11 protein-coding genes are annotated in these 12,351 nt (G+C 44.2%); 9 read left to right on the top strand and 2 right to left on the bottom strand.

Going from position 1 to position 12,351, the window contains the following annotated elements; genetic code table 11:
• The first annotated feature begins 185 nt into the window (after positions 1-185).
• Positions 186-1,016 (top strand): DUF6597 domain-containing transcriptional factor, encoded by an 831-nt coding sequence (locus P2W71_RS13850; RefSeq protein WP_276371859.1) that lies wholly within the window; start codon positions 186-188, stop codon positions 1,014-1,016.
• A 123-nt stretch (positions 1,017-1,139) separates the two neighbouring features.
• Complete coding sequence (locus P2W71_RS13845) at positions 1,140-2,234, top strand: epoxide hydrolase family protein (protein ID WP_276371858.1); 1,095 nt, start codon at positions 1,140-1,142, stop codon at positions 2,232-2,234.
• 14 nt (positions 2,235-2,248) lie between these two features.
• Here P2W71_RS13845 and P2W71_RS13840 read toward each other — a convergent pair whose 3' ends face one another.
• Positions 2,249-3,316: a sterol desaturase family protein gene (locus tag P2W71_RS13840; protein WP_276371857.1), complete on the bottom strand. Its 1,068-nt coding sequence runs from the start codon at positions 3,314-3,316 to the stop codon at positions 2,249-2,251.
• A gap of 122 nt (positions 3,317-3,438) precedes the next feature.
• Between P2W71_RS13840 and P2W71_RS13835 the strand changes: the two genes are divergently transcribed.
• Complete coding sequence (locus tag P2W71_RS13835) at positions 3,439-4,647, top strand: VCBS repeat-containing protein (protein WP_276371856.1); 1,209 nt, start codon at positions 3,439-3,441, stop codon at positions 4,645-4,647.
• A 3-nt stretch (positions 4,648-4,650) separates the two neighbouring features.
• On the opposite strand, the gene P2W71_RS13830 is transcribed toward P2W71_RS13835, so the two are convergent.
• The gene (locus tag P2W71_RS13830) at positions 4,651-5,007 is read right to left on the bottom strand and encodes a hypothetical protein (RefSeq protein ID WP_276371855.1); all 357 of its coding nucleotides are present in this window, start codon (positions 5,005-5,007) and stop codon (positions 4,651-4,653) included.
• 362 nt (positions 5,008-5,369) lie between these two features.
• On the opposite strand from P2W71_RS13830, the gene P2W71_RS13825 reads away from it, so the two are divergent.
• The 6 genes from P2W71_RS13825 to P2W71_RS13800 all read left to right on the top strand — a co-directional run bounded on the left by P2W71_RS13825 (position 5,370) and on the right by P2W71_RS13800 (position 12,166).
• A complete protein-coding gene (locus P2W71_RS13825) occupies positions 5,370-6,128 on the top strand; it encodes an acetylxylan esterase (RefSeq protein ID WP_276371854.1) in 759 nt (252 codons plus the stop codon).
• A gap of 50 nt (positions 6,129-6,178) precedes the next feature.
• On the top strand, positions 6,179-7,618 hold the full coding sequence (locus P2W71_RS13820) for a family 43 glycosylhydrolase (protein WP_276371853.1): 1,440 nt from the start codon (positions 6,179-6,181) through the stop codon (positions 7,616-7,618).
• A gap of 48 nt (positions 7,619-7,666) precedes the next feature.
• Positions 7,667-8,584: an alpha/beta hydrolase gene (locus tag P2W71_RS13815; protein ID WP_276371852.1), complete on the top strand. Its 918-nt coding sequence runs from the start codon at positions 7,667-7,669 to the stop codon at positions 8,582-8,584.
• Between the two features lie 152 nt (positions 8,585-8,736).
• Positions 8,737-9,912, top strand: a complete 1,176-nt coding sequence (locus tag P2W71_RS13810) for an alpha/beta hydrolase-fold protein (protein ID WP_276371851.1) — start codon at positions 8,737-8,739, stop codon at positions 9,910-9,912.
• A 15-nt stretch (positions 9,913-9,927) separates the two neighbouring features.
• Entirely contained in the window at positions 9,928-10,851 is a 924-nt protein-coding gene (locus P2W71_RS13805; protein WP_276371850.1) for an alpha/beta hydrolase, read from the top strand.
• 292 nt (positions 10,852-11,143) lie between these two features.
• A complete protein-coding gene (locus P2W71_RS13800; RefSeq protein WP_276371849.1) occupies positions 11,144-12,166 on the top strand; it encodes an LLM class flavin-dependent oxidoreductase in 1,023 nt (340 codons plus the stop codon).
• Positions 12,167-12,351: the final 185 nt, after the last annotated feature.

Genomic DNA, 12,351 nt, shown 5'->3' with positions numbered 1-12,351 from the left:
GATTAATGCTATCCAACGATGGTACTCCATTTGATCTCCATGGCTTTCTGATTTATTACAGATTGCGAGATCGTCTGGGAAATAGGTTTTCGTCTTAAGAGATAAATAATTTTAAAATAAAAAATACCTTTCCGTACATTGTACTTCCGTGAATTAATTTTGTTGCAAACAAAACAAATGGAAGAATGAAAGTACAAAAGCACGTTCCACCATTTCCGTTGTCAAATTTTATTGAACACATGGTCTTCGTGAGCGGATCTTTGCCCATTCCCTTTCTCAAGGAATTACCAGATGGCGGCGTCAATCTTGTAATCGAACTTAATGATCGTACCGTCAATACTATTTATCCTGACGAAGGATTGCAGAAAAAACAAGAAGTAAAAAGGGCATGGATCTCCGGTTTACAGAAACAGGCCATCGTATATAAGAACAACATCGATTCAACGATCATCAGCGTCAGGTTTACAACCGGTGGTTTTTTTTGCCTTACCAAAATACCGATAACAAGCATCGACCACGTCGGCATTGAAGCGGAAGATTTGCTCGGCGCGTCGTTTCGCCATTTGTATCAAAAAATAATCAACGCTCCGTGTGTTTTGGAAATGTTTGCTTTACTTGAAAATTACTTTCTGCAATATAAGATGGAAGACTCGATGGAACAGGACATTGTACGGTTCATCGATAAGAATATCGGAAAGCCTATTGATTGGCTAATTCATAAATCTGGCTATTCACAAAAACATGTGATTCACGTTCTTAAAAAACATACAGGCTTTTCACCTAAATATCTTCAACGACTGTCACGGTTCCACGGTATTGTGAAGGAGCTGCAAACCGGAAAAAACAAGGTCGATTGGTTTTCGATCGTGCAACGCCATGGCTATTATGACCAGGCACACCTGATCAAAGATTTTTCGCATTTCTCGGGTATCAGTCCGACAGATTACATAAGGTCTCAGATAGCAATAGAAGAAAACAGGCTTGTGTCGGATGTTATTTTAAATCTTCCTTCCTGAATTATTATCGGTACTTAAAGCGCTACATGTAGCTGTAGGATGAATTGCGCCAGGTAAATTTTTTACAATGACAGCGGTAACCCCATGTGTAGCTTTGATTCATCAAACAAAACGAATCAAACTATGAAACCATTTAAAGTCGAAGTGCCCCAGGAAGTATTAAACGATTTGTCAACCCGATTGAAGCAGACCCGCTGGACAGACGAGCCCGAAAATGCTGGCTGGAGTTATGGCACTGACCCGAATTATTTACGCGAACTAGTGAGTTACTGGCAGAATGAATATGACTGGCGAAAACACGAAACTGAGATCAATAAACATCCACAATTCAAAGTCGATATTGACGGTGTTACCATCCATTTTATACATGTCAAAGGAAAAGGGCAGGCGACAATACCGCTTTTGCTAACCCATGGATGGCCCGATTCCTTCTACCGCTTTCTGAAAGTTATTCCCATGCTTCAAGACTCTTTCGATCTTGTAATCCCTTCAATACCAGGCTTTGGTTTCTCTCAACAAACTGCGATGGATATTGACCGCGTTGCAGTGTTGTTCAACAAGCTCATGACAAAGGTATTGGGCTATCAGAAGTATGTTGCAGCCGGCGGAGATATGGGTGCAGATGTGACCAAGTCACTCGCGGTGCAATACCCGGAAAATATTCAAGCCATACATTTAACAGATGTGGGTTATCCCAACGGCACTGAAGACTGGAGTACAATGACACCCGAAGAACAGGCATTCGGACAGCAGATCCAACACTGGTTTTTCGCGGAAGGTGCGTTTAATATGATACAGTCTACGAAACCACAGACATTGGGATATGGTTTGAATGATAGTCCGGTGGGGCTTGCTTCCTGGATCCTTGAGAAGTTTTATTCGTGGAGTGATCATGATGGCAACATCGAAAGCTGCATCACGAAAGATGAATTGATCACGAACATTATGATATATTGGGTTAGTCAGTCGATCAATTCATCAATTAGGGTATACGCCGAAAATGCACGAGCCAGTTATAGTGGCGGATTAAAATCATCTCAACGCGTTGAGGTACCAACAGGCATATCGTTGTTTCCTAAAGAAGCTCAGTTTCCAAAAGCATGGGCCGACAGAAAGGTTAATGTTGCAAACTTTGCGGTGATGAAAAAAGGTGGACACTTTGCAGCGTTGGAAGTACCCGATGTGTATGCGCAAGAACTAATCAACTTCCTCGGATAGCCAAAGTAAAGTTATCAAACAATTGACCCTGGCGAAGAAGTCGCCGGGTGTTCGGGATTGAGCTGGTCGTCGGATACTGGGTCGACCAATGGCTGGCCTGTATGCTCTTTGATGTACTGCTGCCGGATGTCTTTCGCCAGCTTATGATTGCCGGTGTGATCCCAACCAGGTGGCATGATCAGATACAGGAATTTATTCTTTATGCCGGGAGCCCGGATGACATCTTTTACCAGGTAATAAAATTCGCCAAAGTATACATCGAAAAAATTTCCCGCGTTGATGTTCCGGGTGATACCATATTGGATCTTGATGTTATCCTGTTCCGGTTGATAAGTCTTGAAAACGCGGTCCCAGATATTCAGCAGGTTGCAGAAATTGGTGTCCATGTACAAGGCGTTGCGCGCGTGGTGTACGCGGTGGTGCGAGGGTGTGAGGATGAATTTTCCGAGGAAACCAAAACGCGCATTCTTCATGAAGTTTTCACCAACGTGAATAAATCCGCCCCATGTGCCATCAATAAACATAATGGCGAACAGCATCACGGGAGGAACACCTGCCAGCATGCAAATGGATGTCCGGATAAAATCGGCGTATGGGCCTTCCAGGAAAAAATGAGCATACGTAACGGATAGATTCATTTGCTCCGGCGCGTGGTGAGAGGAGTGGAGGCACCAGAACAATCTCACCTTATGGGCAAGGTAATGATAGATGAAATGTGCAAACTCCCAGACGATGTATCCATAGATAAACCAGTACCACGTAAGGGAAACCGGCACCAATGCGTACGGCGAGAACAGGCCTACACAATAAGCGACTATCCCAAACGAAATAAATTTTCCAATAATCCGATTGAACACGTAAATGAAGAAAGGGATCTTATACTCCGCTCTGTTAAAATTTTTATGTGCAAACGCCAGCAGGATCTCTATCATAACAATGAATGGAATCAGGGGCGAAAGAACTGTTGTAATTCCTTTCCAGGTGCGCAGCGAGTCGTAGTCGCCTGAACGAATGAGGTCGACGATTCCCTTTATGGAAAAAAAGTCGGCGAACTCGTTCTGTAATGTTTCCAGTATTTCCAAAGCAGGCAGCGTTTTTGGTAAATCAAACTTAAGGATTTTCAAGGTAGAAGAAAAGCATCCGACGGGGCAATGGTCCCGGTCAATTTGTTTCACTAAATCCGAATTGTCCGTTACTTTTGGCCATGGTTAGAAATCTGTTGACGGCATTGTCTAGTTGTGTGTTGTGTGCTGCAACCCTGGTACAAGCACAGCAAAATGAAACTGCCTGGTTTAAAGATGTAACAACAACGCACGTGCCCGTCGATGGCAGAGAACATGCGCTCGATGTGGTTTTACTGGACGTGGATAGTGATCGTGACCTGGATGCGATACTGGCACTGGAATCGGAACCCAATCGCTTATACCTGAACGATGGTAAAGGAAAATTCACATGGAAAAAAGGCGCTTTTCCAAAGAAGGATCACGATTCAGAACATGTACGTATTGCAGATTTTAACAACGATAATATAGCCGACATTATTTTCGTAGCGGAAGACGACCAAACGCACGAATATTACATTGGCAAAGCCAATGGCACGTTTACTGACGTAAGCGACCGCCTGCCTGCTAAAAGCGAGGGTAATGGTCTTGACGTCGGTGATGTGAACGGTGACGGACTACCTGATATTATTATCGGCAACTCCGGTTCTAATGCGCAGGACTTTTTATGGATCAACAATTCCGAAAAACCCGGCTACTTTATCGATTATACAACGGCTGGTCTGCCGGCTAATGAAGACCAAACGCAAGCCATAAAACTCGTTGATTTAAATGGTGACTATAAGCTGGATGTGGTGGTAGGCAATGAAGCGCCGCCAAATCGTTTGTTTTTTAACGATGGAAACGGAAAATTTAAAGAGCATTCCGAAAAACTTGAACTATTGGTACCGTTGCACACCCGTGATGTGTTGGCGTTTGATGCTAACCGCGATGGACATACAGATATTTTATTTATAAACCTTACCAGTAACGGCGGCCCATGGGATAAAGATCCAACAGCCCGTTTGCTGATCAATGATGGCAAGGGAAGTTTTAAAGACGAAACAGAAAAAAGAATTCCGGCGCAGAAATTATCCAGCTATTCGGGTACGATTGTAGATTTTAATCACGACGGTTACTCGGATATTATTTTAAGTGCAGTTAAAACACCACCGTTCGAAGCCGCGCAGGTGCAAGCTTTGCAAAATGATGGCAATGGCGTATTTAACAACGTGACCAGCAAAGTAATTCCAGGCACCACCGTATCTCGCGGCTGGGGCATTGCTGTGGGAGATGTAAACGGCGACGCTGTGCTGGATTTGATGATTGGTGGCTGGGGGTCGCAGGTCCGTTTATTGCTCGGAAAAAAATAAAATCTATTTGGTAGCGTCCCGCTTCAATGTCAATGCCGTATCGCCCATAGGCGTTCCGGTAGCTTTCATGCTGATGGTATCGTCCTCTTGTAAGGTACAATGATGCTTGATTGTCATATCGTTGAAGGAAACATCAAATGAAAATTCTTTACCATTCACGTTGGTGTTTGTAATTTCAGTATCACCGTTCGGTGTTCGGACGACACCACTCAATTTTCCGTCTGTCAGTTTGAATACGAATGTCAATTCCATGTCGCCATCGGGTCCTTGCATTTTCGCTTTCCAGGTTCCTTCTATACCCGCCGCGTAAGTGGGAATTGCGGCTACCAATAAAATAATTGCAGACAAAATCTTCTTCATGGTCTTGATTTTTTAAGTGTTAATAACGAACGATAACCATTTCAGGACGATTAGCATATCCTGGAATTTCGCTCAAACTATCGTAAACCGTGAATACTTGAAAACAAATGAAAGTTTACTAGACCATCGTCCTCATTTTATCGATCGAAGCAACCTAATATTCGACTCTGGCGCCAGTCAAGTAATGAAGCAATGCGTGATCGTCTCTAGCGACAATATTTCACGCCTCATTCACTCAGCTTTTACGTTAGCGTTGTATTAGTGTAATTTATACATTTGTTCAAAAACGAAAGAGTAGTGGCAACCCGGCTCTTAACATGATCCCCTTTTCAAAACAGATAATCACTTCAAAAGAATCTTCGATGAACAGAAAAAACCAATCCCTAATGCCCGCTTTGGCTTTTGTCGTTTTATCAGTATTACTGGTAGATGCCAATACAGCTTTAGGCCAGCCGCCTGGTGGACGACCACGGGTAGTATTGCCTCCCATACCCATCAAGGGCGATACGACACATACCCTAACGAAACATTTTGTTCAGGCTTCCAACGTTAAGAAAACTCCGGACGACAATGGATTCATTCAACGTTGGCTGGTGCTTGAACCCATCAGGAAAGAAATTGTCCGAAATAATATACTCACGGAAAAATATCTGCGGACAACCTTTTCCGCCGATAATTTTTCCACCGATTTTACTGTCGTTCCTAAAAATGGCAAAAAAGTAAAGGTGGGAGGACAGGAACTAAAATGGTATGCGCTGGACAGCAAGACATACAACTTTAATTTATATCATTTTACGTATGCGATAAATAAGCCGCCATACGGTGTCCTCTTCTGGCTTGTCACGGTCATTGATTGCCCGGAAGAAATCAAAAATGTGAGAATGACTGCAGGCGTTAATTCGGGAGGCATGTTTTGGTTGAATGGCAAGGAAGCCCTGATACTTTCCGGTGACAGAGACATGATCGTTGATAATGTTACCTCTCCACTTTTAACGCTTAAAAAAGGAAAGAACATCGTCCGTGGGGCGGTAATCAACGGACCGGGTATGTGTAACTTCTCTGTTCGTTTTTTGGATGAAAAAGGATCGCCGGTAAAAAACTTCAGCATCAGTTACGAATAAAAATTTACGGGTCTATTTAAGGTATGAATTATTCTGAAATAAAAGCATTTATGATACGAATGAAAATAGTCGGCATGACGGCCTTGTTAGCAATATTGATAACACAGACAACAACAGCGCAGATCGGAAAGCCATTTATCCATGACCCCTCAACGGTTGTTGAATGTGAAGGAAAGTATTACACGTTTGGTACTGGTGGCGGTGGATTGATATCCGAAGACGGATGGAAATGGACAGGCGGTGGTGTAAGACCTGGTGGTGGCGCGGCTCCGGATGCCATGAAAATTGGTGACCGCTACCTTGTCGTGTATGGCGCAACGGGTGGTAGTAGCAATCATAAGGGTGCCATCCTTACCATGTGGAACAAGACGCTTGACCCAACTTCTCCCGATTTTAAATACACAGAACCTGTGGTGGTTGCTACATCCGATGGCTATGAGGAATGCGATGCCATCGACCCCGGCCTTATGCTGGATCCCACTACCGGCCGACTTTGGCTCGCCTATGGTACCTATTTTGGATTCATTCGCATTGTAGAGTTAGATCCTAAAACAGGCGAGCGGGTAAAAGGGAACGAACATGTTGATGTAGCCATTGTCTGCGAAGCTGCTGTTTTAACTTATCACGATGGATGGTACTATCTTCTTGCCACGCATGGCAGCTGCTGCGATGGCGCCAATTCCACCTATAACATTGTCGTGGGTCGTTCTAAAAACGTGACCGGCCCTTTCATAGATAATGTGGGAAGAGACATGATCCAAGGTGGTGGCAAAATGGTTGCTGCAACCAGCGGAAGACTTATTGGACCTGGCCATTTTGGACGGATTATGCTGGAGGATGGAATTGAAAAAATGTCTTTCCATTATGAAGCAGATCTGGATCAGAGCGGCCGCAGCGTTCTAGGCATCCGTCCGTTGGTATGGAAAAATGGATGGCCTGTTGCAGGCGACAATGTTAAAGCAGGAACTTATGAAATTGAATCTGAGCGAAGAGGATATGGGTTGGAACTGGCCGTTGATTTAGTAAGAATGCCTGGTGGTATGCGATTCGGCCGTGACAATAACGAACCAATAAAACCAGTTCCATCACAGGAATTAGCGGATGTCATCAACACCTGGCCTACCGGAAACATTGACGCAAGAATAGGCGATTATATGGCCCGCCCGAATCAAAAATGGACCATTACGCCTGCCCCTGATTCAAGCGGATATTTAGGCGCTCCGTATTATAAGATAGTTGTCGCTGGAACCGATAGGGCATTGGCTGCAACAGCAGATGCACGTGTTATAACAGTTCCAGCATTTACCGGTGCCCCTGAACAACTATGGCGAATTGATCAATTGACCGATGGAACATATAGAATAATGCCTAAGGAAGTTCCCAATTCAAAAGAGAAATTAGCGCTGGTATCTTCCGGTGATAGCACACCGACCCTTGCAAAATTTGATGTGAACAGTGACAACTCGAAATGGAATTTTAAAGCCCCTTGAAAAAATTCACACGATGTAGATCTGACATAACCACAAAACAATAATTTGATGATGAAAAAAATTAGCATGCTAGTTCTTTTACTGATAGGCACCGGATTTTATTTTATGAATCCTGTTTCGGCACAGAATTCTGCGCCTACCGCAGCCGTTACATCAAGAGTTATAGAGGACGGTGGAACAGGACCTTTCAAAGCCATTATGGTTTCAGAAAATTCTCTTCCGACGCATACGGTTTTTAAACCCGCAGACTTAACTGCTGCAACAAAGAAAGGCAAACTTCCAATCATTGTGTGGGGCAATGGTGCCTGCGCCAATTCACCGTGGGAGCATGTAAACTTTTTATCTGAAGTAGCATCTTACGGCTTTATGGTAATCGCGATTGGACCTATGCCGAAGGAAGGTGAGCGCACTCGCGATCGTTCGACATCATCTCAAATGACAGATGCTATCAATTGGGCTATCGCTCAAAACAGTGATAAAGCAAGTCCTTATTATGGCAAGTTAGATGTCAAAGAAATTGCAGTAAGTGGGATGTCATGTGGCGGACTCCAGGCGCTGGAGACTGCTCCCGACCCACGCGTCACGACGACAGTTATTTGTAACAGCGGTATTCTGGCTAACCCAGGAGGTGGAATGCCCGGTATGCCACCGCTGACGAAGGATCAATTGTCTAAGATCCATACACCAACACTTTATCTTTTAGGTGGAGAAAAAGATATCGCCTATGCAAATGGTATGGATGATTTTAATCGCATTAACCAAGTTCCTGTTTTTGTAGCCAATATGGATGTAGGACACGGAGGAACATACGGGCAACCTCACGGAGGAGAATTTGCCAAAGTTGCCACAGCATGGTTTCAGTGGCAGCTGAAGAATGATAAAGGTGCCGGCAAAATGTTCACTGGAAATCCCAGCGGTCTTTCAAAAAATCCTAACTGGAAAGTGGATAGCAAAAATTTCAAATAACAACAAAAAGCATGATCGCCTTCTTGATATCAAATGCAAGTAATTATCATCGAGCAAGGATATAGAAAGCGCGAGTGAATCAACTTAATACTTCGTCGTTAAAAATCAACAAGACTAGTATACCCCTTATGATGATGACATTAATTTATAAAATGAATCGAACAAATATTTTTGTTCTCATTGTTGCCATGCTAATGAGTGGCTATAGTTTCGCGCAATCGGATCAGGCGAAAGCCGTAGAGGATTTTAAGCCTGCGTCTACCAATCAACTAGGTAAGCAATTTCCCCAGGTGAATTCGGAGGGTCGCGTTCGCGCCAGTATTTCAGCGCCTGAAGCAACAAAGGTACTGTTCGATATTGGTGGCGTTAAATATGAGCTAGTCAAGGATGCCAACGGAGTATGGACGGGTGATACTAATCCGCAAGATGAGGGGTTTCACTACTATCAAATATGGATTGATGGCGCAGCCGTACCTGATCCGAATAGCGTATATTTTTATGGTGCAAGTCGCTGGGGAAGCGGCATTGAAATTCCGGCAAAGGATCAAGACTTTTACAGTTTGAAGAATGTTCCGCATGGTCAAATACGCGAGCATATCTATTTTTCGAAGAGCAATAACGCCATGCGCCGCTGCTTTGTGTATACACCACCGGGATATGATAAGGATGTTAAAAAGCGCTATCCTGTTCTTTACCTTCAACACGGCGGTGGTGAAGACGAGACGGGATGGGCGAGTCAGGGAAAAACTAATCTTATTATGGATAATCTGATCGCTGAAGGAAAAGCAAAACCCTTTATCATCGTGATGGATAATGGAACATGGCGCATGCCAGGACAGGCGGCACCCCCACGACCTCAGGATCGTGCTGCCGGTACTTGGCCTCCTAAGGGTTGGGCTGATGGCTTTATGAAAACTTTGTTAGAAGACATTATCCCCATGATCGATGCCGATTATCGTACGATAGCAGATCAAGGGCACCGCGCGATGGCAGGACTATCGATGGGTGGAATGCAGACCCGCATTATCACGCTTGCGAATCCTGATAAGTTCTCGCATATCGGAATCTTCAGTGGGGGAAGCATTAGTATGGAAGATGTTAATGAAGCACCGGCTTTCAAAACGAAAACAAAGCTTTTATTTGTCAGCTATGGCAGTCGCGAGCTTGAAAATCGAAGAAGCGGCATGGGTGGTGATCCAAAAGCAAATACGGAAGCACTTCAGGCAGCAGGAATCAATACTCATTTTTATGTTTCGCCCCTTACAGCGCACGAGTGGCAAAGCTGGCGAAGAAGCCTTCACGAATTCGCGCCATTGCTTTTTAAATGACAACAAAATAAAATTATGAAGCCGAATTCACCTCGGTTGTTGAAAACAATCGTAATTTTTATTGCTTTCTTTTTAACGTATTCCGGTGTTGCATCAGCGCAGGAAATCATTAATCTATATCCGGGAGATATCCCAAATTCGAAATCTCCAAAAGCGAAAGATTCGGAGAAGGAACCAACTGCCGGGCTAGTCCGAAAAGTAATTATCCCAACGCTGGAAGTTTATCTTCCTGAAAAGGAAAAATCGACTGGTACTGCGGTGATTATTTGCCCCGGGGGTAGTTATAAGGTAATTGTTTTTCAAGGCGAAGGTGTTTCTACAGCAAAGGAGTTGGCTAAAAGGGGTATTGCCGCATTTGTTTTAAAATATCGTCTTCCGGAAGATTCTATGCTTGTGGATAAGAAAATAGGGCCTCTTCAGGATGCACTACAAGCAATTAAGATAGTAAGGACAAATGCAGCGCGATGGGGACTTGATGTCCATAAAATTGGAATAATGGGTTTCTCTGCTGGGGGTCACCTGGCGTCGACCGCGGCAACGATGTATAAGGAAACATGGATTGAAAATAAGAGCGGTACCTCGCTTCGTCCCGACTTTCAAATATTAGTTTACCCCGTCATTAGTATGCAGGATAGTTTAACGCACCTGGATTCAAGGAGGAATCTTTTAGGAACAAATGCTGACAAAGAACTGATAGATAGATTTTCAAGCGAGCTTCGTGTTGATGAGCATACCCCTCCGGCATATATTACACATGCTGCTGATGATAAGTTGGTCGATGTTGATAACAGCATTGTTTATTTTCAAAAGCTTAGACATCATAGGGTTCCGGTAGAGATGCATATTTATCCCGCGGGAGGTCATGGATTTATTTTCAAACATCAAGGCTGGATGGAGCCACTCTTTGAATGGATGAAAAACTCAAAAATGATAAGGTAACATTTGACGTTACTGCTACGAATAGCATTGAACCTTACTATCCTTTTTCCATATAGGTACGAATTGCGTCTATATCCATTACTAAACTGTAAGGCGATCATGGATCATTATCCAACAAAATCATTACTTGATTGGATGCTGCATAACATTTTCATTCTCTCAGCCGCCATCCTGCAAGAACAAACGGATTTTAATTTTTTTAGCGACTAGATAAAGGCGCTGTGTTTGGTAACCCGCCACTTTACGCGCAAATTTTTATCTTTGCCCGCTGTTATAGACCGGAGCATTCATTATGAAGAAAATTGGATTTTTGTCTTTTGGACATTGGGCTAACCACCAGGGTTATCAAACGCGTACGGCAAGCGATGCATTGCTTCAGTCTATCGACCTTGCAGTAGCTGCTGAAGAAATTGGATTGGATGGCGCGTATTTCCGGGTGCATCATTTTGCTGCGCAGCTAGCGTCACCGTTTCCTTTATTGTCAGCCATCGGCGCGAAGACAAAGAAGATAGAGATCGGAACTGCTGTGATTGATATGCGCTATGAAAATCCGCTGTACATGGTAGAAGATGCGGGAGCTGCTGATCTCATATCAGGAGGCAGGCTGCAGCTGGGCATCAGCAGAGGTTCGCCCGAACAGGTCATTGATGGATGGCGCCACTTCGGTTATGAACCCGCGGCAGGCGAAACGGATGCGGACATGGGACGCAGGAATGCAATACAATTCCTGGCTAAGTTAAAGGGTATTGGATTCGCCCAGCCCAATCCAAATCCGATGTTTCCAAATCCTCCGGGGTTGCTGAGATTAGAACCTCACTCTGAAGGCTTGCGCGACCGGATCTGGTGGGGTGCTGCATCGAATGCTACCGCAGTGTGGGCAGCCGAAAATGGAATGTATCTGCAAAGTTCTACATTGAAATTTGATGAAAGCGGCAAACCTTTTCATGTACAGCAGGCAGAGCAAATCAGAATGTACAAAGAGGCATGGAAAAAGGCAGGGCATCAGCGTGAGGCAAGGGTTTCTGTAAGCCGATCCATCTTTGCCTTGGTAAACGATCAGGACAAGTATCTCTTTGGACAGGAAAGGAACCGCGCAGATCAAATCGGTTATATCGAAAGTGACAAACGTGCTATTTTCGGAAGAAGCTATGCTGCCGAACCTGATCAGCTCATAAAAGAGTTATCAACGGATGAGGCGATCCAGGAAGCGGATACACTACTCTTGACCATACCCAATACGTTAGGGGTTGATTATAATGTTCACGTATTGTCGTCCATTTTAAAGCATGTCGCACCCGGATTAGGCTGGCGGTAATTTTGCATCCATTCGTTCAAACGGTTTATGATCTCCTCTGTGAATAACGGGTGTTCTGGCCTTGAGCCGATGTGGCGATAGAAGAAATGGCACATTACCACTGGTGTCGATATATCCGTTCGGTCGTTGGAATTCTGCGCGCCGTCTTTTCATGTTATGCACTAAAAGTCCACAGCTAAAGACTG

Origin of the sequence: Chryseolinea sp. H1M3-3 (genome assembly GCF_029360725.1) — a bacterium.
Classification (GTDB): Bacteria; Bacteroidota; Bacteroidia; order Cytophagales; family Cyclobacteriaceae; genus Chryseolinea.
Note: the sequence above shows the minus strand (reverse complement) of the source record. Positions and strands in the feature narration are given on the sequence as shown.

Bases quoted from the DNA above. Each gene is read 5' to 3' on its own strand.
- P2W71_RS13850 (WP_276371859.1), top strand. From the start codon at position 186: ATGAAAGTACAAAAGCACGTTCCACCATTTCCGTTGTCAAATTTTATT.
- P2W71_RS13845 (WP_276371858.1), top strand. From the start codon at position 1,140: ATGAAACCATTTAAAGTCGAAGTGCCCCAGGAAGTATTAAACGATTTG.
- P2W71_RS13835 (WP_276371856.1), top strand. From the start codon at position 3,439: ATGGTTAGAAATCTGTTGACGGCATTGTCTAGTTGTGTGTTGTGTGCT.
- P2W71_RS13830 (WP_276371855.1), bottom strand. From the start codon at position 5,007: ATGAAGAAGATTTTGTCTGCAATTATTTTATTGGTAGCCGCAATTCCC.
- P2W71_RS13825 (WP_276371854.1), top strand. From the start codon at position 5,370: ATGAACAGAAAAAACCAATCCCTAATGCCCGCTTTGGCTTTTGTCGTT.
- P2W71_RS13820 (WP_276371853.1), top strand. From the start codon at position 6,179: ATGATACGAATGAAAATAGTCGGCATGACGGCCTTGTTAGCAATATTG.
- P2W71_RS13815 (WP_276371852.1), top strand. From the start codon at position 7,667: ATGATGAAAAAAATTAGCATGCTAGTTCTTTTACTGATAGGCACCGGA.
- P2W71_RS13810 (WP_276371851.1), top strand. From the start codon at position 8,737: ATGAATCGAACAAATATTTTTGTTCTCATTGTTGCCATGCTAATGAGT.
- P2W71_RS13805 (WP_276371850.1), top strand. From the start codon at position 9,928: ATGAAGCCGAATTCACCTCGGTTGTTGAAAACAATCGTAATTTTTATT.
- P2W71_RS13800 (WP_276371849.1), top strand. From the start codon at position 11,144: ATGAAGAAAATTGGATTTTTGTCTTTTGGACATTGGGCTAACCACCAG.